At 58.9% G+C, this 25,430-nt stretch carries 26 protein-coding genes; 7 read left to right on the top strand and 19 right to left on the bottom strand.

The genetic code is table 11. From position 1 onward, the window contains the following. Positions 1-257: 257 nt before the first annotated feature. From dkgB to mgrA, 4 genes are all read left to right on the top strand, one after another. On the top strand, positions 258-1,073 hold the full coding sequence (gene dkgB, locus OOT55_RS02495) for a 2,5-didehydrogluconate reductase DkgB (protein ID WP_265367585.1): 816 nt from the start codon (positions 258-260) through the stop codon (positions 1,071-1,073). A 157-nt stretch (positions 1,074-1,230) separates the two neighbouring features. Then, entirely contained in the window at positions 1,231-2,814 is a 1,584-nt protein-coding gene (locus tag OOT55_RS02490; protein WP_265367584.1) for an enolase C-terminal domain-like protein, read from the top strand. A gap of 221 nt (positions 2,815-3,035) precedes the next feature. After that, positions 3,036-3,314, top strand: coding sequence for a high-potential iron-sulfur protein (locus OOT55_RS02485; protein WP_265367583.1), 279 nt, complete (start codon positions 3,036-3,038; stop codon positions 3,312-3,314). Between the two features lie 124 nt (positions 3,315-3,438). Beyond that, positions 3,439-4,455 (top strand): L-glyceraldehyde 3-phosphate reductase, encoded by a 1,017-nt coding sequence (mgrA, locus tag OOT55_RS02480; protein ID WP_265367582.1) that lies wholly within the window; start codon positions 3,439-3,441, stop codon positions 4,453-4,455. 13 nt (positions 4,456-4,468) lie between these two features. Here the strand turns inward: mgrA and OOT55_RS02475 are convergent, their stop codons facing one another. Further along, positions 4,469-5,134, bottom strand: a complete 666-nt coding sequence (locus OOT55_RS02475; RefSeq protein ID WP_265367581.1) for an alpha/beta hydrolase — start codon at positions 5,132-5,134, stop codon at positions 4,469-4,471. A 147-nt stretch (positions 5,135-5,281) separates the two neighbouring features. On the opposite strand from OOT55_RS02475, the gene ppnN reads away from it, so the two are divergent. Beyond that, positions 5,282-6,700 (top strand): nucleotide 5'-monophosphate nucleosidase PpnN, encoded by a 1,419-nt coding sequence (gene ppnN, locus OOT55_RS02470; protein WP_322113824.1) that lies wholly within the window; start codon positions 5,282-5,284, stop codon positions 6,698-6,700. Positions 6,701-7,066: 366 nt separating this feature from the next. Here the strand turns inward: ppnN and OOT55_RS02465 are convergent, their stop codons facing one another. The 14 genes from OOT55_RS02465 to OOT55_RS02400 form a co-directional block, all read right to left on the bottom strand. Next, positions 7,067-7,813, bottom strand: a complete 747-nt coding sequence (locus OOT55_RS02465) for a YbgF trimerization domain-containing protein (RefSeq protein ID WP_265367580.1) — start codon at positions 7,811-7,813, stop codon at positions 7,067-7,069. A gap of 8 nt (positions 7,814-7,821) precedes the next feature. Continuing rightward, positions 7,822-8,340, bottom strand: a complete 519-nt coding sequence (gene pal / locus OOT55_RS02460) for a peptidoglycan-associated lipoprotein Pal (RefSeq protein ID WP_265368773.1) — start codon at positions 8,338-8,340, stop codon at positions 7,822-7,824. 83 nt (positions 8,341-8,423) lie between these two features. Next, positions 8,424-9,725, bottom strand: a complete 1,302-nt coding sequence (gene tolB / locus OOT55_RS02455) for a Tol-Pal system beta propeller repeat protein TolB (protein ID WP_265367579.1) — start codon at positions 9,723-9,725, stop codon at positions 8,424-8,426. Further along, positions 9,722-10,507 (bottom strand): cell envelope integrity protein TolA, encoded by a 786-nt coding sequence (tolA, locus tag OOT55_RS02450; RefSeq protein WP_265367578.1) that lies wholly within the window; start codon positions 10,505-10,507, stop codon positions 9,722-9,724. The genes tolB and tolA overlap by 4 nt, the downstream gene beginning before the upstream one ends. A 10-nt stretch (positions 10,508-10,517) precedes the next feature. Beyond that, the gene (gene tolR / locus OOT55_RS02445; RefSeq protein ID WP_265367577.1) at positions 10,518-10,946 is read right to left on the bottom strand and encodes a protein TolR; all 429 of its coding nucleotides are present in this window, start codon (positions 10,944-10,946) and stop codon (positions 10,518-10,520) included. Positions 10,947-10,964: 18 nt separating this feature from the next. After that, positions 10,965-11,636 (bottom strand): protein TolQ, encoded by a 672-nt coding sequence (gene tolQ, locus OOT55_RS02440; RefSeq protein ID WP_416140968.1) that lies wholly within the window; start codon positions 11,634-11,636, stop codon positions 10,965-10,967. Positions 11,637-11,661: 25 nt separating this feature from the next. Continuing rightward, entirely contained in the window at positions 11,662-12,072 is a 411-nt protein-coding gene (gene ybgC, locus OOT55_RS02435; RefSeq protein ID WP_322113823.1) for a tol-pal system-associated acyl-CoA thioesterase, read from the bottom strand. 52 nt (positions 12,073-12,124) lie between these two features. Further along, positions 12,125-13,147, bottom strand: a complete 1,023-nt coding sequence (gene ruvB / locus OOT55_RS02430; RefSeq protein WP_265367575.1) for a Holliday junction branch migration DNA helicase RuvB — start codon at positions 13,145-13,147, stop codon at positions 12,125-12,127. A gap of 108 nt (positions 13,148-13,255) precedes the next feature. Further along, positions 13,256-13,870: a Holliday junction branch migration protein RuvA gene (gene ruvA / locus OOT55_RS02425; protein WP_265367574.1), complete on the bottom strand. Its 615-nt coding sequence runs from the start codon at positions 13,868-13,870 to the stop codon at positions 13,256-13,258. A 519-nt stretch (positions 13,871-14,389) separates the two neighbouring features. Further along, positions 14,390-14,908: a crossover junction endodeoxyribonuclease RuvC gene (ruvC, locus tag OOT55_RS02420; protein WP_265367573.1), complete on the bottom strand. Its 519-nt coding sequence runs from the start codon at positions 14,906-14,908 to the stop codon at positions 14,390-14,392. Positions 14,909-14,934: 26 nt separating this feature from the next. After that, the gene (locus tag OOT55_RS02415) at positions 14,935-15,678 is read right to left on the bottom strand and encodes a YebC/PmpR family DNA-binding transcriptional regulator (RefSeq protein ID WP_265367572.1); all 744 of its coding nucleotides are present in this window, start codon (positions 15,676-15,678) and stop codon (positions 14,935-14,937) included. 380 nt (positions 15,679-16,058) lie between these two features. Further along, a complete protein-coding gene (aspS, locus tag OOT55_RS02410; protein ID WP_265367571.1) occupies positions 16,059-17,840 on the bottom strand; it encodes an aspartate--tRNA ligase in 1,782 nt (593 codons plus the stop codon). A gap of 57 nt (positions 17,841-17,897) precedes the next feature. Beyond that, positions 17,898-18,188 (bottom strand): FmdB family zinc ribbon protein, encoded by a 291-nt coding sequence (locus tag OOT55_RS02405; RefSeq protein ID WP_265367570.1) that lies wholly within the window; start codon positions 18,186-18,188, stop codon positions 17,898-17,900. Positions 18,189-18,401: 213 nt separating this feature from the next. Beyond that, positions 18,402-18,713: a Rieske (2Fe-2S) protein gene (locus OOT55_RS02400; protein WP_265367569.1), complete on the bottom strand. Its 312-nt coding sequence runs from the start codon at positions 18,711-18,713 to the stop codon at positions 18,402-18,404. A 76-nt stretch (positions 18,714-18,789) separates the two neighbouring features. On the opposite strand from OOT55_RS02400, the gene OOT55_RS02395 reads away from it, so the two are divergent. Beyond that, entirely contained in the window at positions 18,790-20,145 is a 1,356-nt protein-coding gene (locus OOT55_RS02395; RefSeq protein WP_265367568.1) for a flavohemoglobin expression-modulating QEGLA motif protein, read from the top strand. Between the two features lie 12 nt (positions 20,146-20,157). Beyond that, entirely contained in the window at positions 20,158-20,514 is a 357-nt protein-coding gene (locus tag OOT55_RS02390; RefSeq protein WP_265367567.1) for a hypothetical protein, read from the top strand. Between the two features lie 375 nt (positions 20,515-20,889). Here the strand turns inward: OOT55_RS02390 and ung are convergent, their stop codons facing one another. From ung to OOT55_RS02370, 4 genes are all read right to left on the bottom strand, one after another. Beyond that, entirely contained in the window at positions 20,890-21,585 is a 696-nt protein-coding gene (gene ung / locus OOT55_RS02385; RefSeq protein ID WP_265367566.1) for a uracil-DNA glycosylase, read from the bottom strand. Positions 21,586-21,729: 144 nt separating this feature from the next. Continuing rightward, positions 21,730-22,902: a type III PLP-dependent enzyme gene (locus OOT55_RS02380; protein ID WP_265367565.1), complete on the bottom strand. Its 1,173-nt coding sequence runs from the start codon at positions 22,900-22,902 to the stop codon at positions 21,730-21,732. A gap of 190 nt (positions 22,903-23,092) precedes the next feature. After that, on the bottom strand, positions 23,093-24,367 hold the full coding sequence (gene ectB, locus OOT55_RS02375) for a diaminobutyrate--2-oxoglutarate transaminase (RefSeq protein WP_265367564.1): 1,275 nt from the start codon (positions 24,365-24,367) through the stop codon (positions 23,093-23,095). Positions 24,368-24,627: 260 nt separating this feature from the next. After that, positions 24,628-25,230 (bottom strand): peroxiredoxin, encoded by a 603-nt coding sequence (locus OOT55_RS02370; RefSeq protein WP_265367563.1) that lies wholly within the window; start codon positions 25,228-25,230, stop codon positions 24,628-24,630. Between the last annotated feature and the right edge of the window lie 200 nt (positions 25,231-25,430).

Genomic DNA, 25,430 nt, shown 5'->3' with positions numbered 1-25,430 from the left:
CAACACACTGCATACGTATGCATAGGGATGAATACGTATGCAGTGCATCCGGTTTCCCGGCCATTACCCATATCACTGTTCCGCCCAGTGACTCAGCCTCGGGAGACACCGCTCCACCGTTTGATAAGTTCACACAATGGCGATGATTGGCACGCTCCGGTTGAAATCCCCTCGACAAGACGCAAGATAAGGGCTTTCAAACCATTTTGAACAACGGCAAATCGCCACACAACCGAACGGATCACGAGGAGCTTTACATGAGTCAGGCACAGGTGCTACCCGCCATCGGCTTGGGAACATTCCGCTTGAAAGATCAGGAAGTCAAAAACGCCGTCACATCGGCTCTGGAGTTGGGCTACCGACACATCGATACCGCCCAGTTCTACGACAACGAGGAAGCCGTCGGCGAGGCCATTCGCCAGAGCGGCGTTCCCCGACATGAACTGTTTATCACCACCAAGGTGTGGCACGATTTCCTGGATGGCAACAAACCGGTCGACAGCCTCAAGGAAAGCCTGGAGAAACTGGGGACCGACCATGTCGATCTCGCGCTGATCCACTGGCCGTCGCCCGACAATGCCGTCCCCATGGAGCACTATATCGGCAAACTGAACGAAGCCCGGACGCTGGGACTGACCCGGCATATCGGGATCTCCAACTTCACCATGGCCCAGGTGGACGAGGCGCTGGCGGCGCCGGGTGGAGAACATATCGTCACCAACCAGATTGAAGTACACCCCTACCTGCAGAACAAAAAACTGGTCAGACACTGTCAGGACAAGGGTTTGCAAGTCACCGGCTATATGCCACTGGCGGTGGGCAAAGTGATGAAAGACCCCGTGCTGGAAGCGATCGGCAAGGCCCACGGTGTTACACCGGCTCAGGTCGCTCTGGCCTGGGTTGCACAGCAGGACATCGTGGTCATCCCCTCCTCCACCAAACCCGCGCATCAGAAGGCCAATCTCGCCGCCCTGGACATCCGGTTGAGCGACAGCGAAATGGAAAAAATCAATGCCCTGGACGCCGGCGAGCGGATTGCCAATCCGGATTTCGCACCTCAGTGGGACGAGTAGACACTCAGGCGGTGGCGTAAAAAACGTAGGGCACCCATGGGGTGCCGCTACCAAATACGAGCAATGCCCGGTGGTCTTTCGGCACGACATGTGTGCCCTACTATACTGTGACTGACAACCACAAAACATCCATCAACCGACCTTGGAGATGAATCACATGGTTGCTATCACCGGTATCGACGTCCAACCCATTGGCGCCCCGCCTACTGGCTTTGGCGGCGACGCCCGCAATATCGCCCAGGGCGGCCCCACCTATGCCAATGCGGTGCTGGAAATCCTCACCGACCATCCAGAGCTGCGCGGCACCAGCGTGATTTTCACCAACGGTCACGGCCTGAAAGAGATGTGCGAAGTGACCAGGATGGTGGCTAACCGATTTCTGCTCCAGGAAGAAAATCTGCCCGCACCTCAAGCGCTTCACAAGAACGGCAACCTGGGCCGCTTCTGCAAGCGGATGCTACAGGACTCCGACTACAGCTGGTTGGGCGGGGTGGGCGTTTCGCGCATGGCCATCGGTGCGGTCGCCAACGCCCTCTGGGACCTGAGTGCAAAAATCCAGCAGGTCCCGGCCTGGCAGTTGATTGTGGATATGGAGCCCAGGGACCTGCTCGAGTTCATCGACTTTGAGCCCATTGGGGATGTTCTCAGCCCGGCCGAGGCGTTGGACCTGCTCGAACAGGCCCAGAACGGGAAGCAGGAGCGGATTCACCAGATTTATCAGCGGGGCCTGCTGGCCTACAACACCGCCGGCTGGAGCGGTATCAGCAAGCAGGGGCTGGTGGATCAGACCCGCAAGATGCTTCGGGCGGGCTGGCCCCAGATCAAGATCAAGGTGGGTGCCAGCTACTCAGCCGCGAGAATGAAGGCCGATGAGGCTCGCACCCTGCTCTCGCGAGAGGACATTGACCGTATTGCCCTGCAAGCGGCCAACGAAGACGCCGAACGGATGATTCTGGTGTACCAGACCATTGCGCAGGAAGACCCCCGGCCGGATAAAATGACCGTGGCCATCGACAGCAACCAGGTGTTCGATACCCGCTCTGCCTTCATTTTCGCCCATCAGTTGGGTCTGAAACTCTACGAGGCCAGCCCCGACTACCGGGTCGAGTGGTTTGAGGAGCCCTGCAACCAGCACAGCGCCATGGCCCATGTGGAGCTCCAACAGGCATTGAACCACGCTTTCAGGGATTTCGACCCGCCCCTGCGCATGCCCATCTCCACCGGCGAGCAAGGCGCCTCTCCCACCACGTTCAAAGACCTGCTGCACGCGCCGGATGTGAGCGGACAGACCCGGGACAAGTACGCCATCGACGTCATTCAGATGGATTACTCCCGGGTGGGGGGCATCGGGGATAACCTGGCGATTCTGCTGATGGCCCAGAAAGCCCGGAAAGAGGGACGGGATGTGCGGATATGCCCTCACACCGGGGGTATCGGGCTGTGCGAAGGTATGCGCAACGTTCAGGCGATCAAGCAGGCCTGGTTTGGGCCCACCAACCTGGCCGGCGTGCCGGATATTCTGGAATTTGTGGCCGAGGAGGAGCGCAGCGTCCACGAGGGCGTCTTTATCAACCCGGCCATCGTGAAAAACGGTTATTACCAGATGAGTCGCGAGCCCGGGGTCGGCGTGGACTACAGTGCCAGGGGTAAGCAGGATTACACGCTCCCCGGCGGCGATGCCTGGCAGGCCAACGATCACTTTGCCCGGTTGGCACGCCAGTTTATGCAACACCCACACTGATCAGCGCTTCATACGACGTGTGAGACAGCGGGACGGCGCGGAGGACACAACGGCCAACGGATCCAAACCACCGGACCGCACGTAGAACCTTCAGTCATACGCGAACTCCAAGTTCGGGACGCCTGGCACAACAACCCCGCCTAGGGCGCAACGATTTGTGCTAGAGTTTGACCCACAACACAAAACAATACCGTGACCAACCGTAAATACAGGAGAAGACCATGAAGCGCAGAGACTTTCTGAAGCTGTCGGCCGCCACGGCGGGTGCAACCCTGATCCCCGTTCATACGGTATACGCCCAGGATGAGAAGTTGTCCCCCGATGACGCCCAGGCCAAAGCACTCAACTACATGGAAACCAGTGAAACCGAGGGACAGCGCTGCGATAACTGCATCCACGCCAAAGGTGATCTGGACGCCGAGTGGATAGGCTGCAACCTGTTCCCCGGCAAGCAGGTCAAGGCCAGCGGCTGGTGCAATGTGTGGGCCGCGCGTGGCTGAGTCCCTTTATTAGCGTGGCCGGAGCCAGTCCGGCCACGGTCAGCTCCGGACCCCGCTACGTGTCCCTCCGGACGGGTTTTGCGTTACCATAGGTCGCTCGGTCAACACCAAAAAGAGCGACACTATGCTGACAACAGAACCCAACCCGATTTACCGCCCCAATCCCGAGCGCTACCAGCGTATGCCCTACCCCCGCTGCGGACGCAGTGGTGTGCGGCTGTCGGCCCTGTCTCTGGGGCTGTGGCAGAACTTTGGTGGCGTGGACTCACTGAGCAACGCCCGCGCCATGGTCCAGCGGGCGTTTGACCTGGGTATTACCCACTTCGACCTCGCCAACAATTACGGCCCGCCCTACGGGTCCGCGGAAACCACCTTTGGTCAGATCATGAAACAGGATCTGGCCCCTTACCGGGACGAGCTGATCATTTCCAGCAAAGCCGGATACGACATGTGGCCCGGCCCCTACGGCATTGGCGGTTCCCGCAAATACCTGATTGCCAGTTGCGATCAGAGTCTGAAACGCACCGGCCTGGAGTATTTCGATATTTTTTACTCCCACTGCATGGATCCGGACACTCCCCTTGAGGAAACCATGGGCGCCCTGGACACCATAGTCCGCTCCGGTCGCGCACTGTACGCCGGCATTTCCAACTATTCGCCCGAAAAAACCGGGGAGGCGGTGGCCATCCTGAAATCCCTTGGCACGCCGCTGCTGATCCACCAGCCGCGCTACAACATGCTGGACCGTTGGATCGAAGACGGCCTGACCGATGTGCTCAAACATGAGGGCGTGGGTTCGATCGTATTCTCACCGCTGTCACAGGGAATGCTCACCGACAAATACCTGAACGGTATCCCGGCGGGCTCTCGGGCCTCACGCAGCGAACAGATCTACTTCAGCGAGGACGACATCAGCGCCGAGAACCTGCGCAAGGTCCAGGCACTCAACGAGGTGGCGCAGGCCCGAGGCCAGTCCCTCGCACAATTGGCATTGGCCTGGGTGTTGAATAACGACGCCGTGACCAGTGCCATCATTGGCGCCAGTCGGCCCGAGCAGATTGAAAACTCGGTGGCGGCTCTGGATAACCTGGACTTCTCCGAGGACGAGCTCACCACCATTGAGGGCATTCTGGGCGCTTGAGACAGTGTACCCCTCACTCACCACACAGCCGCTGGCCCAGCCAGCGGCTGATCACCGGAATCTGTTCCGGGCACACGCCGTGCTCGACCGGATAGCGCTCATAGCGGACCGGATAACCCCAGGCCTTCAGCTGTGCCTCCGCCCGTTGCCCCAACACCTCTGGTACCACCGGATCGTAAACACCGTGCTGAATCAGCACCGGCAAGGCCTGATTGGCGGGATGCCGCGTCAATGACTCCGCCGTAGCGAGATAAGACGACAACACCAGCAGCCCGCCCAACCGTTGCCCATAGCTGAGCGCGGCCTCATAAGCCACTGCACCCCCCTGGGAAAAGCCGGCGAGCACAATACGCTCGGCGGGGACGCCCCGTGCCTGCTCCCGCTCGATCAGCCGCTGGACCTGGCCGGCCGAGGCCCTGAGGGTATCGACATCCACCTTCCGGTCAATGCTCATCTCTCGAATGTCATACCACGCGCGCATCACCATGCCCCCATTGATGGTCACCGGTATCCGCGGCGCATGGGGAAACACGAACCGGGTATGGCAGGCTTCGGGGAGCGGTAACTGAGGTGCCAGCGGAGCAAAATCATTGCCGTCCGCCCCCAGGCCATGCAGCCAGATGACAGCGCTATTGGCCGACACGTTGGGCTCAATTTCCACACAGGGTAAATAGCTCATAAAACGGTTCCTGCCTCTGTGACAACGTCAAGCGGTTGAAAGGCGCCCAGTATACGCGTCTGGCAAAAACAGAATAAGCCCTACCCACACGAGGTCAAATCCCGCTACACTTTGGGTAACCATTGATAACAAGGAATACGCGATTTTATGACTCATTCTCAGCAGCCGTACCAGGGTTCAATATTGGACCACTCGCAGAGAACCTATCAGACTATTGATGCCGTCGTGTCCCCGGTGGGACCTCTTAAAGTCCTCTCCAAAATGGAAATGGCCAAGCTTCTCGATGCCAGCCAGAGCGGCCTCTACTCCCTGTTTCGCAGCTGTGCGCTCGCCGTGCTCAACAGCGGCAATTATATGGATGACGGCAAAGAACTGCTCGAGCGCTACCAGAACTTTTCCATTCGGGTACTGCAGGAAGAGCGGGGCATCAAATTGGACATCAAGGGTGCACCGGCCAGCGCCTTCGTCGACGGCAAGATGATCCGGGGGATTACCGAACATCTGTTTGCCGTATTGCGCGATGTACTCTATGCCAACGCCGAGATTCAGAAAAATCCAAAGTTCGACCTGCAAACCCAGGAGGGCACCACCGATGCGGTGTTCCACATGCTACGCAATGCCATGTCATTGCAGTCGGGGGTCGAGCCGAAGCTGATCGTCTGCTGGGGCGGCCACTCCATCAGCCGGGAGGAGTATGACTACACCAAGGAAGTGGGTTACCAGATGGGCCTGCGCGGGTTGGATATCTGCACCGGCTGTGGACCCGGCGCCATGAAGGGCCCCATGAAAGGGGCCAACATCGGGCACGCCAAGCAGCGTATCAAGGCGGGGCGTTATCTGGGTATTACCGAACCGGGTATCATTGCCGCAGAAGCGCCCAACCCCATGGTCAACGAGCTGGTGATCCTTCCCGATATCGAGAAACGGCTGGAGGCTTTCGTCCGGACGGGTCACGGCATTGTGGTCTTTCCGGGCGGTGCCGGCACCGCTGAGGAAATCCTGTATCTGCTGGGCATTTTGCTACACCCGGACAATCGCGATATCCCCTTTCCGGTCATTTTCACCGGCCCGGAAGACTCAGCGGAGTATTTCGAGCGAATCCATGAATTCATTGGCACCACACTCGGAGAAGAGGCGCAACAACGATACCAGATTATCGTGGACGACCCACCCAAAGTCGCCAGAGAGATGCTTGAGGGCGTAAAGCATGTGCGTGAGTTTCGTCGGCACACGGACGATGCCTATTATTTTAACTGGCAATTGAAAATCAACCCGGAATTTCAACGTCCTTTCATACCAACTCACGAAAATATGCGCTCTCTGGAACTGCATAAAAACCAGGCACCACACGAGTTGGCCGCCAATTTGCGTCGGGTATTTTCCGGTATCGTCGCCGGGAATGTAAAAGATGAGGGCATTCGCGCGATTGAGCAGTATGGACACTTTGAGATCCACGGTGACCCGGAGGTAATGCTTCCCGTGGACGAACTGCTGGCCTCTTTCGTGGCCCAGAACCGAATGAAGCTTCCGGGCCGGACCTATCGCCCCTGCTACCGGATTATCTGACACCACGGCCGAACGCCACGGTGTGTCCGTCAGGGCGGCCGGAAACCATGGTCAATGTCTCACAAATATTGCCGACGATGGCGACTATCGCCACAGCGGGTAATTCGAGAGAATACTCATCAACAGGGAGGTACACAGTGACGTGACGTCGACCAGGAAAGGTCAAGGGAAGCGCCTATTCTCACCGAACCGGGAGGGTTCGGGACAGGACGTCAGGGACTTCGGCGAGGAACGCCGGCCAGGGAGCGCTCATCGAGCGCAAAGGAGAGTTGCTCAGGAAGAGCCGGACGGGGGTCAGTGCGATGCGCTGACCCCCGTTTTTATGATGCCCAGAAGAGCATCCCGGGCTACCTGAAGGTGTTCAGCCTAAAAATTGTCTTGCAGGTACTGTCGAGCCAGCCGCGCCGCATCGCTGGTGCCGGAGGCGACTTCCTCCAACAACCGCTGCGCCCGCTGATCATTTCCCTGCTGGTGGTAGACACGGCCAAGCTTGTACTGGGCATCAGCGCGTTTGCGGTCATCGGGAAAGTCCCGCAGCAGTTTTTCAAACCACTCCTGGGCCGCATCCAGATCCTCGTTCAGCAAGTAGATCTCACCCAGCCAATAATGGCTGTTACCGGCAAAATTACCCTGAGGATACGCTTCGAGATACGCATTGAAAGCGTCGATGGACTGCTCGATTTCCCGATCACGCAACAGCTGGTATGCGTCGCGATACATCTGGGTTTCCGATACCCGATCACCGGATTCACCGGACTCGCCGGCGGAGCGGCTTCCTGGCAAGGATTCACCCAGGTTTCCGCCGCCAGATCGACTCAGTTCACCAATACGACGGTCCAGATCGAGATAATCATCCATCCGTTGCTGCTTCAGACGCTGAATTTCATGCGCCTGCTCTTCAACCATACCCCGCAGCTCTAGCACCTCCTGCTGCAGTGCCTGGAACTGATAAAACAGTTCCGCCTGCAGGTTGGAGGCATCCCCGGCTTCACCGGAATTGGCTGATTGATTGTTACCCAGCGGCTGTGACTCTACCACCCGAACCTGAGCTTGCAGTACCGGAGCCGCCACTGCGATCACGGTGAACGCCGTGGCGGTTATCAAGGTCTTCATCATGACCCTCAGTATTTGATCTCAACGCGACGGTTTTTCTCCCAGGCACTGGCATTGCTGCCCATGGCCATGGGGCGCTCTTCACCGTAGCTGATGACTTCCAGATCACTGCGGCGCACACCCTGCAATACCAGGAAGTCGCGCACAGCGTTGGCACGACGCTCACCCAGTGCCATGTTGTACTCGCGTGAACCACGCTCATCGGCATGACCTTCCAGGCGGACGTCGGCCGGAGACTGCTTCAGACGTTCGGCGTGTGCCAACAACAGAGCGCGGGCTTCCGGCTTGAGAGTGGCCTGGTCAAAGTCAAAGTAAATGATCGTATCCAGCTCTTCCATATCATCGCTGTCACCGGAACGAGAGCTGACGCCGTCGCGATCCGAGGTGCCGGTGGTCACACCGCTGCCGGCCTGGCCGTCAGAGCCCATTGCACTATCGCTATCATCGGTGGTGTCAGTGCTCGAACAACCGGCCAGAAATGCCAGAACAAACGCCAGACTCAAACCCTGCTTTTTTACGTTGGTCATCATGTGTGACTCCATCATCAGTTGTTGATCTTCTCAAGTCCGCCCAATGGGCGGTTTACAAACCCGTGTACGACTCTCTCACCCTAGTCAAAATAAGGCGACCAGGCGGGCTCACGCACGTCACCCTGCTCGGATGGCAGGTAATAGCGCGTCCCGGCGTCCAGCGATACCACCGCCAAAACACCTTTTTCGTTGCGACGCGTCGCATAAATCAGCATAGCACCATTTGGGGCAATGCTGGGCGATTCGTCCAGGTACGTCTCGGTCAGGATACGCAAGGTTCCGGTCTCGAGGTCCTGAGCGGCAATATGGAACACATCATTGCGCTGATGTACCATCACCATGGTGCGACCGTCGGGCGAAATACGCCCTCTGGCGTTGTAATCGCCCTCAAAGGTTAAGCGTTCGACACGGCCGTTGGCAAGCGTTACCTGGTAAATCTGGGGTTTTCCTCCCCGGTTGGAGGTAAAAATAATGCCTTTTCCATCGGCCGTCCAGCTCGGTTCGGTATCGATGGCAAAATGTTGGGTCATACGAGTGAAGTTACCCGTTTCAATATCCAGCGTGTAAATCTCCGGATTACCGTCCTTCGAGAGGGTCAGGGCCAGCTTCTTGCCGTCCGGCGACCAGGCCGGCGCGCCATTGAGCCCCTGGAAGTCCGTCAGCTGTTCACGCTCACCGGTGGCGAGATTCTGCACAAAAATGGCCGGACGAGTGGTTTCAAACGACACATACGCCACCCGACGTCCGTTGGGCGACCATACCGGTGAAAGAATGGGCTGGTCGGACTCGAGCAGCATCGTCGGCCGGGCGCCATCGGCATCCGCACGCATCAGGCGGAAAGTGTCATTGAAGCCTCCGCCCTGCGTGCGATTGCGTAGAACCTCGACATAAATCACTTCGGTGGAGAAAGCCCCGGGAATCCCGGTCAACGACTCGTAGACCCGATCACTGATCGCATGGGCGATATCCCGTAACTGCCTCTCGGTCCCCTCCACAACCTGCTTGCTGAGGATTTTGCGCTGGTTGAGTACGTCGTACAGGTCATAGTGGACCTGATAGAGGCCGGAGAGGTTCTCGACGCGGCCCACGATCAGGTACTCGGTGTCCAACACCCGCCAGTCACGAAAGTGGACATCTTCCTCCCGATGAGGGAACGACAGCATGTCTTCCCGCGCGATCGGGGCAAACTGACCACTGCGACGCAAGTTGTCTTCAATGATCCGGCTGATGTCCTCCGGCAGACCTGGACCCCCCACGACTTCCAGGGGAGCCACTGCAATCCGGGTCGGGTTATCCACGCCCCGGGTGATTTCAATCGTCAACTGCGCCTGGGCTCCCAGACACAGCGCCCACAAAAAGACCAATGCCAGACAATGTCTCACAATCTCAAATCCTCTGGTTTAAACACCAGCCTCAACTGGCGAAATTGACTTTCAAACACATGGGAAGGCATTCCCTGAATTTCCTCAAAGCGATCGATGCGCTTGACCGCCTGCTCTGCGGAGCGGTCAAAGGCGCTGTTGCCGCTGCTTTCCACCACGGTCACATTGACCACCTGACCCGTGGGCACCAGTTGAATCTCCAGAACACACTGCATACCGGTGCGGGCGGACGGCGGACGGCTCCAGTTGTTCTCGATGCGCTGAGCCATGACATCAACGTAGCTTTGGGCCACTTCCTCGGCCTGCTGTTCCTCAAAAAACTCGGCTTCTTCGGCCAGCGCGCGATCCAGTTGCTGTTGCCGCTCCAGTCGCTCTTGCTCGGCCTGCTGTTCCTGCTCCCGGCGTCGCTGCTCGGCGGCCTCCCGCTCGCGACGCCGCTGCTCGGCTTCCTCGCGCTCACGCTCCGCCTTCGCTTTCTGTTCGCGCTCGCGCTGAGCCTGAGCACGCCGTGCCTCTTCCTGCTGGCGGCGACGCTCCGCTTCCTGTCGCTCCCTCTCCTGTTGGCGCTGGCGCATATCGATGACTTTCTGTTGCGCCGCCTGTTGCTCGGCCTGACGCTGACTCTTGGGCGTGTACTCAACCACCTTGGCCTGCACCACGCGCGGCCGCTGCACCTCCCGTGGCTCGGGGCGTGCATCCCAGGTAGAGAGCACCAGGGTAAACACCAACGCGTGCAGCGAGAGGCTGATCAACAGGGGAAGTGTATAAGCCTTCAGGGTCATAAATCTGTGATCACTGTGGCGGTTCGGTGACAAGCCCCACCGAGGGAGCCCCGGCACTCTGCAGTTCGGTCATCAATTGCACGACCACGCCGTAGCCCACCTCCTGATCCCCCCACACCAACACGGGCGTCTCGGGTTTTTGGCGCAGGACCTTGCCGACGGTATCCTTGATCTCCTCGAGTGGGCGCTCCTGCTCCTGATCCCCACCCAGATTGATATAGTAGGTGCCGTTTTTCTTCACGGACACGATCAACGGCTCGACGTCATCATCCTCCAGAGGCTCGGAGGGCGCCTGGGGCAATTCGACCTGGACCCCCTGCATCAGCAGCGGGGCGGTCACCATAAACACAATGAGCAGCACCAGCATCACATCGATGTAGGGCACCACGTTGATTTCAGCCAGGGGCTTTTTTTTGGGTTTACGCCCAAACGGAGACATGTCGGCAACCTCGCTCTATCAGGATGAGACCTGTTTGCTGTGGACCTGCCGGTGCAGGATGGCCGAAAACTCTTCCGCAAAGGTATGGTAATAACTGAGCATGGCTTCGGCTCTAGCCGAGTAACGGTTGTAGGCCAAAACCGCCGGAATGGCAGCGAACAGCCCCATGGCGGTGGCCACCAGAGCTTCGGCAATGCCCGGGGCGACCGTGGCCAGAGTCGCCTGATGGACATTGGCCAACCCCCGAAACGAGTTCATGATGCCCCAGACCGTACCGAACAACCCGATATAGGGGCTTACAGAAGCCACACTGGCCAGAAACGGCAGGTGCTGCTCCAGCTTTTCTTCCTCGCGGGAAAGCGCCACTCGCATGGCCCGCTGACTGCCTTCCATCACTGCTTCGGAACTGGCGCCACTCTGCTGACGAAGACGGGTGAATTCCTTGAAACCGGCCCGAAAAATATTCTCGGCGCCCTCGGCCGTTTTGCCGTTGCCCTGTCGGTACAGCTGGTTGAGGTCAATACCCGACCAGAACTGCCGTTCGAACCCGTGAAACAGGGTGCGGGCCTTGCGCAGGTACAGTCCCCGCTGAACAATCATGACCCACGAAATGACGGAAGCGAGAAACAGCAGCAGCATGACAAACTGAACCAGTAAGCTCGCTTCAGCCACCAGGCTCCAAATGGACATGTTATTTTCTTGAGGCATAAGATCATCAGCTCTCAGTAGTGGATGCGATTTTTTTCTGCATTTCCGTTGGAATTGGGCGCGGGCGGAAGCTTTCGCCGCACACACAGGCAATCCGGATTAGACCGTCACACAACATTTCGTTCCCTCGCCAGACGGACTGGTGAAAGACCACGTTGGTGCGCGCCAGTTTTTCGACCCGCGCGGTCACACGCAAAACGTCGTCGAGTCGGGCGGAGCGATGGTACTGTACTTGCGCCCGATGCACGACCAGTAACAGGCCGTCGTCCAGAATGGCCGGCTTATCATACCCTAATTGGCGCAGAAATTCGGTTCGACAGCGCTCCATGAACTTCAGGTAGTTTACGTAGTAAACAATCCCGCCCGCATCCGTGTCCTCGATGTAGACCCTGACCGGCAAGGAAAATTCGCCCGCCACGGCTGACTCTGAGACACCCGTCTCATTCCTGCTCGATAGTTGGCCCATAAGGTCAGTCACTCTCCCTCAGGCGTTTCGGCAAGTCCACTCCGAAGTGCAGGTAGGCATTAGCGGTGAGAATCCGACCGCGAGGTGTGCGCGCCATGAAACCCTGCTGAATCAGATAGGGCTCGATTACATCCTCGATCGTCCCGCGCTCCTCACTGATGGCCGCCGCCAGACTTTCAATGCCCACGGGTCCACCATCAAAATTGTCCATCAGAGCCAGCAGCAGGCGGCGATCCATGTGATCAAACCCCCGCTCATCCACTTTGAGCATATTCAGGGCCAGATCGGCCATTTCCGAGGTGACCACACCGTCGCCACGCATTTCCGCGTAATCGCGCACGCGGCGCAACAGGCGGTTGGCCACCCGGGGGGTACCGCGGGCTCGCTTGGCCACTTCCACCGCACCGGATTCCTCCATATTGACCCCGATCAACTGCGCCGCGCGCAATACGATACGGGTCAGGTCCGCGACGGAGTAGAACTCCAGGCGCTGAACAATCCCGAACCGGTCTCGCAGCGGCGAGGTCAGCAACCCGGCCCGCGTGGTCGCGCCCACCAGGGTGAACGGCGGCAAGTCCAGCTTGATGGAGCGGGCCGCCGGGCCCTCGCCAATCATGATATCGAGCTGGAAGTCCTCCATGGCCGGATAAAGAATTTCTTCCACCACGGGGCTCAACCGGTGGATTTCATCGATAAAGAGCACGTCGCCGGGCTCCAGATTGGTCATCAGCGCGGCGAGATCCCCGGCTTTCTCCAGCACCGGGCCGGAGGTGCTTTTCAGGGACACTCCCATTTCGGTGGCGATGATATTGGCAAGGGTGGTCTTACCGAGGCCCGGCGGGCCGAACACCAGGGTGTGATCCAGTGCTTCGCCCCGCTTTTGGGCGGCGCCGATAAAAATCTCCATTTGCTCGCGCACGGCGGGCTGACCAATGTAATCGGCCAGCGCCTTGGGACGCACAGCGCGGTCGATGACGTCTTCGCGCTCGCGGGGAGCCGCATCGATCAGGCGATCGGTTTCAATCATGGGAGCTACTCAATGTGATCATAATCCGGAGCACAGTCTATCAGACCGGAAGGGAGAGGCTCTATTGGACGCTGGGGGACCTGCGCCCTCGGGCGGCGGGCGACTCCCCTAAAGGCTGAGGGCTCTTAACGCCAGGCGGATCAGTTCCTGGCTGCCGGCGGCCGGGTCCTGGCGGGCGGCGGCGCTGATCATGCGGGCGGCTTCGGCGGGTTTGTAACCCAGGGCGATGAGGGCGCTTTCGGCCTCTTCCTGGTGGTCGTCCGTGGCTTGGGCGGGTTCGGGCAGCAGGTCGCCGGCCAGGTCTTCCCGGGGCAGTTCCCAACCTTTCAGGCGGTCACGCAGTTCAATGACCAGCCGCTCGGCGGTTTTTTTGCCGACTCCCGGTACTTTGGTCAGGGCCGAGACTTTGTCTTCCCGCACGCAGCGGGCGATGTCGTCGGCTCCCATTCCCGAGAGGATGGCAATGGCCATTTTGGGGCCGACGCCGTTGACTTTGATCAGGGTGCGGAACAGGGCCCGGTCCCGCTGGTCGGCAAAGGCGAACAGTTGGTGGGCGCTTTCGCTGATGGCCAGGTGGGTGTGCAGCGTCACTTCGGCTCCCAGTTCGGGCAACCGATAGAAGGTGGTCATGGGCGCCTGAACTTCGTACCCCACGCCCTGCACGTCTATCAGCAGGTGAGGCGGTTGTTTTTCGAGCAATGTGCCGCGTAAGCGTCCGATCATTGTATTTATCCTGATAAATTCGCCGTTTTTGGTCGTTCCGTTCATCGAACGGTGGAGGCAGTGTCTAGTCCGGCCCGCTACGGGGTAACCCCTTCGTGAACCCGCCGTGAACCCATCCATGGGGGCTTCTCATCGGCATCCATGCCTCAGAGAGTTCACGAAGGGGTTACCCCGCATCGGGCCTCAGTGCCAAATTCAGGCCTTACGTTCTTTCAACCCACACTTAAATACCTACAACCGTAGGTCGGGTTAGCGAAGCGTAACCCGACGCTTTCTGGGATTCCGTGCCCAATGTCGGATTACGCTTCGCTAATCCGACCTACGCCTGAGCAGAACGCGCAAATTACTCTCTGCAGCGCTCGGAGGTCAGGTGTGGGGTAGGGTTTTCCCAGACCGTAGAGCGGGGGACCCGCGATCCGAGCCCCCAGGGATGGGTTTACGGCGTGTCTGGGAAAACCCTACCCCACACCTGACCGGCCCCTCCGAAAACACCATAAGTCATAAAAGGAGTTCGGAAAATCAAACCACCCTACCCCGCCGGAAACTGCGTTTGCCTGCCAACGCGATCAATTGGTCTTGGGTGTTGGCGTGGCAGAGGGCGACGGCCAGGGCGTCGGCGGCGTCTTCCTGGGGGGTGCCCGGCAGGCGCAGCAGGGCCTTGACCATGTGTTGGACCTGCGCCTTGTCCGCCGCACCAGTACCGACCACCGACTGTTTGACCTTGCGCGCTTCGTACTCGTAGACCAGAAGGTCCTGCACCACCGCGGCGGTGATCGCCGCGCCTCGGGCCTGGCCCAGCTTGAGAGCCGAGCTGGCGTTTTTGGCCATGAAAATCTGCTCGATGGCCACCACATCCGGGCTCTGTTGCTGAATGATCTGGGTAATGGCGTCAAAAATCACTTTAAGACGCTCCGGCAGACTCCCTTCAGGCACCCGGATGACCCCGCTGGTGACATAGGCCACTTTGCCGCCGATGCGCTCGATCACACCAAAGCCGGTCTTGCGCGAACCCGGGTCGATACCCAGTATGCGGGTCATGGCCACCTCTGGGGCTTAACGCCCCTTTATGCGTTCAGTTGCTCCATCACCTCATCGGGGATGTCGCCGTTGGTGTAGACGTTCTGGACATCGTCCAGGTCTTCGAGCATGTCCACCAGGGCCAACAGCTTTTCAGCGCCTTCTTTGTCCAGCTCAATGGTGGTGGACGGGAGCATGATGATTTCGCTGTTGGTCGGTTCAAACCCGGCGGCCACCAACGCTTCTTTCACGGCGAAGTACTCCTCGAAGGGCGTGCGCACGTCGATGGAGCCGTCGCTGTTGGTGACGATGTCCTCGGCCCCGGCTTCCAGCGCGGCTTCCATGATGTCTTCTTCGGTGATGCCCTCGAAGCTGATCTGGCCCATGCGGGTGAACAGGTACGCCACTGAGCCGTCCGTGCCGAGGTTGCCGCCGCGTTTGCTGAAGGCGTGGCGCACTTCGGAGACGGTGCGGTTTTTGTTGTCGGTCATGCATTCGACCAGCACGGCGATGCCGTTGGCACCGTAGCCTTCGTAGGTGACTTCTTCGTAGTTGTCCCCCTCACCCGCACCGGCACCCCGCGCGATGGCTTTTTCGATGGTGTCTTTTTTCATGTTGGCGCCGAGGGCTTTGTCCATGGCGGCGCGCAGGCGGGGGTTGTCTTCGGGCGCGGCACCGCCTTTGGCGGCGACGGTGAGCTCGCGAATGATTTTGGTGAATACTTTACCGCGTTTGGCGTCCTGGGCGGCTTTGCGGTGTTTGATGTTTGCCCATTTACTGTGGCCAGCCATGAATACTCTCCACTTACTGGTCTGTTATAAGTCGGGTTTGGTTGCTCTTTGATCGAAGTATGTCGCTAAAATCACGTCCGGTCCGATTTGGGGTGTAGGGTTGCCAGACACGCCGTAAATACATCCCTGTAGGCTCGGATCGCGGGTCCCCCGCTCCACGGTCTGGCAACCCTACACCCCAAATCGGCCCTCAGCACTCTGGTAGCACCCTATACCCATCCTGCTACAGAGTGACCAAGCGAGCCTGGGGTTCGGGGCAATACTTCCGGGACCGTAGAGCGGGGGACCCGCGATCCGAGCCCCCAGGGATGGGTTTACGGCGTGTCCCGGAAGTATTGCCCCGAACCCAGGCGTCAATTCACTGCCCCACGCTCTAAAAACTACTCGCTCGCGGGTTTTTCTTTCTTACGCAAACGGATGTGCAGGTCTTTGAGCTGCTGTTCGTCTACCGCACCCGGAGCGTCGGTCATGACGCAGGCGGCGCTCTGGGTTTTCGGGAAGGCGATCACATCGCGGATCGAACCGGCACCGATCATCAGCATGATCAGACGGTCCAGACCGAAGGCCAGGCCACCGTGCGGCGGTGCGCCGTACTTGAGGGCATCCAGCAGGAAACCGAACTTCTCACGCTGCTCCTCTTCCCCAATGCCCAGCGCGCGGAAGACCGCCTGCTGCATGGTCTGGTTGTGAATACGGATAGAGCCGCCACCCAGTTCGGTGCCGTTGAGCACCATGTCGTAGGCGCGGGACAAAGCCGTCTCCGGGCTCTTCTCCAGTTCCTCCGGGGAGCAGGAAGGCGCGGTGAACGGGTGGTGCAGGCTGTTCAGAGAGCCGTCGTCTTCCTCCTCGAACATCGGGAAGTCGACGACCCAAAGGGGCGCCCAATCGCAGGTGTACAGGTCCAGATCCTCGCCCAGCTTGCAGCGCAGTGCGCCCAGGGCTTCGCTGACCACATTAGCCTTGTCCGCACCGAAGAAGATCAGGTCGCCGTTGTCGGCTTCCACCCGCTCCAGAATGGCTTTGCGCACGTCGGTGGGCAGGAACTTCACGATCGGGGACTGCAGCCCCTCTTCCAGATCGCTTTTGTCGTTGACCTTGATGTAAGCCAGACCCTTGGCGCCGTAGATACCCACGAATTTGGTGTAATCGTCAATCTGCTTGCGGGTCAGTTTCTCGTTGCCGCCGGGCACTTTCAGGGCGGTGACGCGGCCTTTGGGGTCTTTGGCCGGGCCGGAGAAAACTTTGAAGTCCACCGCGCCCATCAGCTCTTTCACATCCACCAATTGCAGCGGAATACGCAGGTCGGGCTTGTCGGAGCCATATTTCTGCATGGCCTCGGCGTAGGTCATACGCGGAAAGTCGCCCAGATCCACCTCTTTCAGTGTCTGGAAAATGGTGCGGATCATCCCCTCGGTGACCGACATGATGCCCTCTTCGTCCATAAACGAGGTTTCGATATCGATCTGGGTAAATTCCGGCTGACGATCGGCGCGCAGGTCTTCGTCGCGGAAGCACTTGGCGATCTGATAGTAGCGATCGAACCCGGACACCATCAACAGCTGCTTGAACAGCTGAGGAGACTGGGGCAGAGCGAAGAATTTGTTCTCGTGGGTGCGTGACGGCACCAGGTAGTCCCGGGCACCCTCGGGGGTGGCGCGGGTCAGAATCGGGGTTTCGATGTCCAGAAAGCCCTGGTCGTCCAGGTAGTTACGCACCAGGTTGGTGACCTTGGAGCGGAATTTCAGGCCTTTCTGCATTTCCGCCCGGCGCAGGTCCAGGTAGCGGAATTTGAGGCGGACATCCTCACCCACGGACGCGTGGGAATCCAGCGGAAAGGGGGTGGTTTCCGCCTCGTTCAGAATGGTCAGGCCGGTGCCGTAGACTTCCACTTCACCGGTGGCCATGTTGGGATTGACCGTGGCGGCATCCCGGGCGCGCACCTTACCGGTCACCTGCAGCACGTACTCGCCGCGGACCCGGTCGGCCAGATTGAAGTGATCACCCGCATCCGGGTCGAACACCACCTGTACAATCCCCTCGCGATCGCGCAGGTCGATAAAGATGACGCCACCGTGGTCACGGCGGCGATCGACCCACCCGCACAGGGTCACTTCCCGATCAATGTCTTTGGCTGTCAGTGTGCCACAGTAATCACTGCGCATAGTGCTTTCCCGTTATTTGCCGTCTCGGTTCAAAGTCGTCGCGGCGCCGTCTGTCTGTCAGGCGGACGCTGCGCTGGAGTTGGCGGGTTTGGAGGCTTTGTCACCACCGGAGCCGCTCTCGGAGCTTTTGCCGCCGCTGCGCTCGCCCGCCAGATTTTTCTGATTGGACTTTTTGAAGTCCGTCTCGTACCAGCCGCTGCCTTTCAGACGAAAGCCTGCCGCTGAAATTTTCTTCTTCAGGCTCGCCTGGCCACAGGCCGGGCAGTCTACCAGAGGCTCGTCACTGAGCTTCTGCAGTGCTTCCATATCGTGGTTACAGGATTGACACTGATATTCGTAGATGGGCATTGTCGTGTTCCTCAATCAAATGCTCGTCAAGAGCAACCATCGCCAGCAATGCCCACAGGGGCCAAAAAACGCGCGATTATAACCCAACGGGGCGCCAGCGAGAACCGGTTGAGCCGTTTTCCACGGGCTTGTGGCGACTCTGGAGAGTCCGCCTCAACGACGAATCGAGCGACGTCGCGGCGGTTTTGGATAGATAGGGGCCGCGGAGCGTTTTTAAAGGTCCACACCCAGGGTGTTGCCCTCGTAAACCAGAGGCACAAACGCCAGTGGGCCCACACACCCCTCAGGGCCATTCAGCGCCCGCCCCGAGCGCAAGTCGAACTCAATGCCATGTACCGGGCAGCGCAAGACCTCGCTCTGCACACTGGCCTTGTGCAGGGGCGCTTCCATATGCGGGCAGCGATTGACCAGCAGGTAGGTCCGCCCCTCCTCCTGCAGCAGGAGCAACTCCTGACCGGCGAGCCGAAAGACCCGGCGGTAACCGTCATAGAGCTGATGCAGCGTTTCCAGCGCCTGGTATGCCATGATTTTGTCCCCGAAAGCCGGCCAATTCCGCTAGACTAGCACACTGTTGAACCACCCGACCGACGCGAGCTTCGCTATGCCCTCCCAGCAATACCTGGAACAGCTCAAGACCCTCTCCAACCGGCTAGTGGCTCTGCAGAAGCCGATTCGCATCCTCGATGCCATCAAGTGGACCCCGGAGATTGAGCAGGCCTTTCGCGCCAGCGGCGGCAAGGCACTACCCCAGGTGGGCCCGGAGTACTACCAGCGCCAGGCCCTGGGGTTTGATCCAGAGCGGCTGGACAGCGAACTGCTCGCTCTGGATCGGGACCTCAAGCGCAAGCTGGGCCGGGGAGACGCGCTGGGCAGGATTCTCGAATCGACGGTCGAACAGTACCAGTTGGTGGTGCAACTGCTGCGCCACCGTGGGTGCGCGGAGTTCGGCGACTACAGCCGTCAGTTGTATGGCTCCGCCAGTGACCGTATCCGGGGCGACCGTAAAACCCTGCGCACCCTGGGCGAGCGGTTGTGCGACATCTTCTCACTGCCCGCCGTAGAGCACCTGAACCGCCCCTACCGAAGTGACATTGATGCCGAAACCGCCGTCACCATGCTGCGTCAGCGCATGGACCGCTATTTCGGCGCGGGTCAAGTGAAGGTCAGCATCAGCGACGACATTGTCTCGGACGCCGCCGCCGGCGGAGACACCCTCAAGGTGAATCGGCGCGCCCAATTCTCCGAGCTGGACATTCAGGTTCTGGAGGTTCACGAGGGCTGGGTGCATATTGGCACGACGCTCAACGGGCGAGAACAGCCCTGGGCGACCTGGCTGAGCGTCGGTTCGCCCCGGATTACCGCCATCCAGGAGGGGATGGCAGTGCTGATGGAAACCCTGACGTTCAGCTCCTTTCCGCAGCGCGCCCGACGGGTCAGTGATCGGGTGGTGGCGGTAGACCTGGCCGAGCAGGGAGCGGACTTCTGCGAGGTGTATCGCTATTTTCTCGACCGGGGCGTCAGTGAACACGATAGCTACCGGGTCACTCAGCGGGTATTTCGCGGCGGCCAGGTCAGTGGCGAGCGCGGCGCGGTGTTCACCAAGGATATTTCCTATGTGAAAGGTTTTGTGGAAAATGTAAACTTCATCCGCAGCGCCATTCAGTCCGGGGTGCCCGAGATCATTCCGATGCTGTTTGTCGGTAAAGTGACCCTGGATGATCTGCCGCTACTGTACGAACGCTACCTGGAAGGTGTAATCTCCGCCCCCCGGCATTTGCCACCGATGTTCCGCGACCTGAATGGCCTGTATGTCTGGTTCGGCTTTTCGAGCAGTCTGTCGCTGATGAACATCGCACGGATACAGCAGCATTTCAGCAAGCTGTTTGAGCAATTACCGGCCACCGCCCCGCTGTATCCGGGCTCGAGTAACGGCAAGCGCGACGCCGAATTGGATTGACGTTTTCAGATTATGATGCATTACAAGATTGTCCTGACGGGCAGCGGCATTTTGGTGGACCACTATGGCAGCCCGGAACCGGTGATGGGCTTTGTCACTTGCCGTCTGTTGAAAGCGGATTCGGAGAAGCTGGCGATTGCGACGGTCAAGCGCGATATTCTGGTGCAGTGGAATCAGAGTTTCAATGCGGACCGTAAGGCGGGGTTGCCGAAGCTGTCGGTGGAGCATATTGCGACGGTTCACCCTCTGCTGACCCGCAGGCCGAAGCACGATTTCTACTTTTACGTCTCGGACGAACAGCGCGAGGCGCACCTGGAACACTTCACCCAACCCAAACGCCGCTGGTTCAAAAAACGTAGGGCACCATAGATAAAGAACAGAACCCCTTAACTCCAGAAAGTCCGTCGAAGGCGGGGTTCACCATTTACAGACCCGCCGTGAATACATCCCTGTAGGCTTCGCGTCGGCATCCATGCCTTCGAGAGTCTGTAAATGGTAAACCCCGCCTTCGACTCGGTGCCAAATTCCCGAGCTGAACGTTCTTTCGGACAAAGAATGGCACGACACATCTACCCTGCGAGCTACTTCGGAGACAACAACGGAATCGGATGGCACTGAGGCGGATGCAAAGACACCCGTTTGCAGACTCTCGTCGGCATGGATGCCGACGTGAAGCCCCCAGGGACGGGTTTACGGCGGGTCTGCAAACGGGTGTCTTTGTAGCCGCCGGGCTCTAAAAATGCTTCAAACCAAAGGCAAACACCAATCAATCTCCGTCTCACCCCGCTCCACCAAATACCGGTTCGCCTGCGAAAAGTGCCCGCAACCAATAAAGCCTCGGTGAGCGGACAAGGGTGAAGGGTGGACCGACTTCAGAACCAGGTGTTTATTGCGATCCACAAAGGCCGCCTTTTTCTGGGCGTAGCTGCCCCACAATAGAAACACCACTCCCTCGCGCTCCCGATTGACCAGATCAATCGCCCGGTCGGTGAACGCTTCCCAGCCCTGGCGCTGGTGCGAGCCCGCCCTGCCCTGCTCGACAGTCAGGGTGGCGTTGAGCAGCAGGACGCCCTGCTCGGCCCAGTGTTGCAGACAACCGTGATTGGGCACGGGGCAGCCGAGGTCGCGTTCGAGTTCTTTGAAGATGTTTTTGAGCGACGGCGGTGGCGCGATGCCGGGTTGCACGGAGAAGCAGAGGCCATGGGCCTGGTTGGGGCCATGGTAAGGGTCCTGCCCCAGGATGACGACTTTGACCCGGTCGAGCGGGGTGGTGTTGAAGGCGTTGAAGATCTGTCTGGACGGCGGGTAGATGGTTTTGCCCTGGTGTTTTTCCTTGAGCAGGAACTGCTTCAGTTGGCGCATGTAGGGCTGCTGAAATTCAAGTTCCAGGTGGCTCAGCCAACTGGGCTCCAGGTCGATTGTCTTTTGCGCATCCGCCATAACGTTTCCCAAGCTGTTTTATCAGCGCGTCAATTTAGCATTGATCTCATAAGGTGAAAACCGCCCCAGCATCACGCGTAGGGCGCAGCGCACCCTCCCTACGCCAGTCGGGGGATGGGGCGTAGGGGCGGCGTGCGGGACGGGTTAGATGCAGTATTCTTTCAGGGGCGGGAAGCCGTTGAATTCTACCGCGCTGTAGGAGGTGGTGTAAGCGCCGGTGGAAAGCCAGTAGAGGCGGTCACCGATGGCCAGATTCAACGGCAGCGGGTACTTGTGGTGCTCGTACATGATATCCGCACTGTCGCAGGTCGGGCCGGCGATCACCGCATCCTCCAGCTCGCCCTTCTTCTCCACATAAATCGGAAACTTGATCGCCTCATCCAGCGTTTCGATCAGGCCGTTGAACTTGCCCACATCGGTGAACACCCAGCGGTGCAACGCCGTGCGTGACTTGCGGGAAATCAGTACCACCTCACTGACCAGAATACCGGCGTTGGCAATCAGCGACCGGCCCGGCTCGATGATGATCTCCGGGAAGTCCTTGCCAAAGTCCTCCTCCAGAAAGCGGGTAATTTCCTGGGCATACGTCTGCAGATCGTTGGTGCGGGTCATGTAATTGGCCGGAAAACCGCCGCCCATATTGATCATCTTCAGCTCGATGCCATCCTCTTCCTTCAGGCGCTCGAAGATCACCTTGACCTTGCCCAGTGCAGCGTCCCAACTGCTGATTTCGCGCTGCTGGGAGCCCACGTGGAAGGACACACCATAGGGCTCCAGCCCAAGATCCCGGGCGAGAATCAACAGATCCATGGCCATGTCGATTTCGCAACCGAACTTGCGTGACAGGGGCCAGTCGGCGGTCAGGGTGCCCTCGGTCAGAATGCGTACGTAAATACGGGCACCCGGGGCGGCCCGGGCAATATTGCGCAGGTCTGCCTCGGAATCCGTGGCGAACAGACGTACACCTTTCTCATAGAAGTAGCGAATGTCCCGGCTCTTCTTGATGGTATTGCCGTAGCTGATCCGCTCAGGCCCCACGCCGAAGCCCAGCACTTTGTCCAGCTCGTAGATGGAAGCAATATCGAAGTTTGCGCCACGCTCCGTCAACAGCTTCAGGATGGCGGGTGCCGGGTTAGCCTTCACCGCATAATAAATGTTGGCGTACGGAAAGTTGTCTTCCAACTCCTGATAGGCGGCATCAATGGTCGCTGTGTCGATCACGACAAACGGCGTTTCTTTGGTGTCCGCAAAGTGTTTTAGGCGGGCAAAGGTTTCCGGGCTGTAGTAGTCCTGCAGCTGGATGGGAGAATCGGTCATGGCACCCCCTGGGCGTCGAAATTGGCGTCATCCGGCAAGGCTCGCCGGGGATCGCGGGCGGCGATTTAATACACGTTTTGCCCGCTTGGCAAGCACTATTTTAGACGCTGGGGAAGCTTTTTGCTGAAAGTCCCGGGAAAGGAGGTCGGCCCGCGGGGAAACCCGCGCGGGCCGTGGCCCCGGGCGACGCTTAGCTCTCTTCGCCGGTGATCATTTTACGCTGTTTCTCGACCAGGGCGGCCAGAGAATCGCGCACAATCTGCAACCCTTCGCGCAGAATGTCTTCTTCGATCAACAGCGACGGCAGGAACTTCAACACCTGATCGTCGGCGCCGGCGGTCTCCATCACCAGACCCCGGGTAAAGGCTTCGTGGGACGCCTCATTGGCCATACCAGCGGCCAGCTCCAGTCCCCAGACCATGCCCACACCGCGGACCTGCGGCTCGAGTTCGGGGAAGTCCGCTGCCATCTTCTTCAGCTCTTCCTCGATGATATTGCCTTTGTACTCGACGACTTTGCCCATGTCGTCGTTATCCCAGTAGCTCAGCGCCTGAGTGGACGCCACAAAGGCCAGGTTGTTACCGCGGAAAGTACCGGTGTGCTCACCGGGAGACCACTGGTCCAGCTCCGGGCGCATCAGCAGCAGGGCCATGGGCAGACCACCGCCGATGGACTTGGACAGGGTGACCATGTCCGGGTGAATCCCCGCACGTTCAAAGCTGAAGAAGGTACCGGTACGACCGTTACCCACCTGAATATCGTCGATAATCAACAGGATATCGAATTCGCGGCACAGCTCTTCCAGACGCTTGAGCCACTCGATGCTGGCGACGTTGATACCGCCTTCGCCCTGTACGGTTTCCACGATCACCGCCGCCGGCAGATCAACGCCGCTGCTGGGATCGGACAGGAATTTGCGCATGTACTCAATGGAGTCCACACCCTCGCCCAGGAAACCGTCAAACGGCATAAAGGCGGTGTTGGCACGCGAACCGTAGGACTCATCCTTGTAGAAGTAGTTACCGGTTACCCCCAGCGCGCCCATGGTCAGACCGTGGTAGCCATTGGTGAAGGCGATGACGTTGGAGCGACGCTTGATCATTCGGGCCAGTTTCAACGCGGTTTCCACAGCGTTGGTACCGGTAGGACCGGTAAACTGCATTTTGTACTGCAGGCCACGCGGTGCCAGGATGGTGTCGCGGAACTTGGTCATGAACTCGCGCTTCGCTACCGTGGCCTTGTCCAGACCATGCACAATGCCCTTATGCTGCAGGTACTCGATCAGCGCTTCGGTAATTTTCGGGTTGTTGTGCCCATAGTTCAGGGTACCGGCACCGGCGAAGAAGTCGATGAAGCGATTGCCGTTTTCGTCGAACAGTTCCGACCCTTCGGCCTTGTCAAATACGACGGGGAAGGAACGCACATAACCACGAACCTCAGACTCCATCTCTTCAAAAATTCTCATCGAATAATCCTCATTATCGTCACTGGGTGAATGGCTTCATCCGGGCAAAAAACGACCTCGCCAGCGGACGAGATCCACTGCACCGGGCAGCAAATCCGCCTGAAAAGAATTGCATAGTTTACAAACCTTTAGAGTTCAAAGCAAGTTCAGCGCCCCGCCCAACCGCCCGCAAAGCCAGTAACCACAAGGGTTTACGGGAATTTCGGGCAAAAAAAAACCCGGCTCACAGAGCCGGGTTTTTCGGGATCGCGAAGCGATGCTTACAGCTTGCCGCTGTGTTCGCCCAAGTACTTGGCCACGCCTTCCGGAGAAGCGTCCATACCTTTATCACCCTGGTTCCAGCCAGCCGGGCATACTTCACCGTGCTCCTGATGGAAGGCCAGAGCGTCAACCATACGCAGCATCTCGTCGACGTTGCGACCCAGAGGCAGATCATTCACCACCTGGTGACGCACGATGCCATCTTCATCGATGAGGAAGGAGCCGCGGAACGCCACGCCGCCTTCGGATTCGACATCATAAGCCTTACAGATGTCGTGCTTCACGTCGGCGGCCAGGGTGTACTTGACCGGACCGATGCCGCCCTGATCCACCGGGGTATTACGCCAGGCGTTGTGAGTGAACTGGGAGTCGATTGACACGCCGATCACTTCCACGTTGCGCTTCTGGAACTCTTCCACACGGTGATCAAAGGCAATCAGCTCCGAGGGGCAGACGAAGGTGAAGTCGAGCGGGTAGAAGAACACGACCGCTTTCTTGCCCTTGATGGCCGAGGCCAGATTGAATTCGTCAACAATTTCTCCGTTACCCAGAACCGCCGCAGCAGTGAAATCGGGTGCGGGTTTACCGACTAATACGCCCATGTTTAATCTCCTGATTAAGTTGACATTGAGGGTTAAAAAAAGCCCGTGTCTGAGGCTCCGGTACCGACTCACCGTTGGCACCAGATCACAAACACTCGACAAAACAATGATTTAGCAGCCGCCAGCTCGTATTGTGGCCACTGCCGATTCGCATCAGATCGCAGGCCGACATCATACAGGCCGAAAGGTTTGGGTTCTAT

It is taken from the genome of Marinimicrobium sp. C6131, assembly GCF_026153455.1.
In the GTDB taxonomy this organism is placed as follows: Bacteria; Pseudomonadota; Gammaproteobacteria; order Pseudomonadales; family Cellvibrionaceae; genus Marinimicrobium.
This window is presented reverse-complemented; position numbering and strand designations above follow the sequence as displayed.

Excerpts from the sequence above, each read along its gene's own strand:
- dkgB (WP_265367585.1), top strand. The coding sequence starts at position 258 with ATGAGTCAGGCACAGGTGCTACCCGCCATCGGCTTGGGAACATTCCGC.
- OOT55_RS02490 (WP_265367584.1), top strand. The coding sequence starts at position 1,231 with ATGGTTGCTATCACCGGTATCGACGTCCAACCCATTGGCGCCCCGCCT.
- OOT55_RS02485 (WP_265367583.1), top strand. The coding sequence starts at position 3,036 with ATGAAGCGCAGAGACTTTCTGAAGCTGTCGGCCGCCACGGCGGGTGCA.
- mgrA (WP_265367582.1), top strand. The coding sequence starts at position 3,439 with ATGCTGACAACAGAACCCAACCCGATTTACCGCCCCAATCCCGAGCGC.
- OOT55_RS02475 (WP_265367581.1), bottom strand. The coding sequence starts at position 5,134 with ATGAGCTATTTACCCTGTGTGGAAATTGAGCCCAACGTGTCGGCCAAT.
- ppnN (WP_322113824.1), top strand. The coding sequence starts at position 5,282 with ATGACTCATTCTCAGCAGCCGTACCAGGGTTCAATATTGGACCACTCG.
- OOT55_RS02465 (WP_265367580.1), bottom strand. The coding sequence starts at position 7,813 with ATGAAGACCTTGATAACCGCCACGGCGTTCACCGTGATCGCAGTGGCG.
- pal (WP_265368773.1), bottom strand. The coding sequence starts at position 8,340 with ATGACCAACGTAAAAAAGCAGGGTTTGAGTCTGGCGTTTGTTCTGGCA.
- tolA (WP_265367578.1), bottom strand. The coding sequence starts at position 10,507 with ATGACCCTGAAGGCTTATACACTTCCCCTGTTGATCAGCCTCTCGCTG.
- tolR (WP_265367577.1), bottom strand. The coding sequence starts at position 10,946 with ATGTCTCCGTTTGGGCGTAAACCCAAAAAAAAGCCCCTGGCTGAAATC.
- tolQ (WP_416140968.1), bottom strand. The coding sequence starts at position 11,636 with ATGTCCATTTGGAGCCTGGTGGCTGAAGCGAGCTTACTGGTTCAGTTT.
- ruvB (WP_265367575.1), bottom strand. The coding sequence starts at position 13,147 with ATGATTGAAACCGATCGCCTGATCGATGCGGCTCCCCGCGAGCGCGAA.
- ruvA (WP_265367574.1), bottom strand. The coding sequence starts at position 13,870 with ATGATCGGACGCTTACGCGGCACATTGCTCGAAAAACAACCGCCTCAC.
- ruvC (WP_265367573.1), bottom strand. The coding sequence starts at position 14,908 with ATGACCCGCATACTGGGTATCGACCCGGGTTCGCGCAAGACCGGCTTT.
- OOT55_RS02415 (WP_265367572.1), bottom strand. The coding sequence starts at position 15,678 with ATGGCTGGCCACAGTAAATGGGCAAACATCAAACACCGCAAAGCCGCC.
- aspS (WP_265367571.1), bottom strand. The coding sequence starts at position 17,840 with ATGCGCAGTGATTACTGTGGCACACTGACAGCCAAAGACATTGATCGG.
- OOT55_RS02405 (WP_265367570.1), bottom strand. The coding sequence starts at position 18,188 with ATGCCCATCTACGAATATCAGTGTCAATCCTGTAACCACGATATGGAA.
- OOT55_RS02400 (WP_265367569.1), bottom strand. The coding sequence starts at position 18,713 with ATGGCATACCAGGCGCTGGAAACGCTGCATCAGCTCTATGACGGTTAC.
- OOT55_RS02395 (WP_265367568.1), top strand. The coding sequence starts at position 18,790 with ATGCCCTCCCAGCAATACCTGGAACAGCTCAAGACCCTCTCCAACCGG.
- OOT55_RS02390 (WP_265367567.1), top strand. The coding sequence starts at position 20,158 with ATGATGCATTACAAGATTGTCCTGACGGGCAGCGGCATTTTGGTGGAC.
- ung (WP_265367566.1), bottom strand. The coding sequence starts at position 21,585 with ATGGCGGATGCGCAAAAGACAATCGACCTGGAGCCCAGTTGGCTGAGC.
- OOT55_RS02380 (WP_265367565.1), bottom strand. The coding sequence starts at position 22,902 with ATGACCGATTCTCCCATCCAGCTGCAGGACTACTACAGCCCGGAAACC.
- ectB (WP_265367564.1), bottom strand. The coding sequence starts at position 24,367 with ATGAGAATTTTTGAAGAGATGGAGTCTGAGGTTCGTGGTTATGTGCGT.
- OOT55_RS02370 (WP_265367563.1), bottom strand. The coding sequence starts at position 25,230 with ATGGGCGTATTAGTCGGTAAACCCGCACCCGATTTCACTGCTGCGGCG.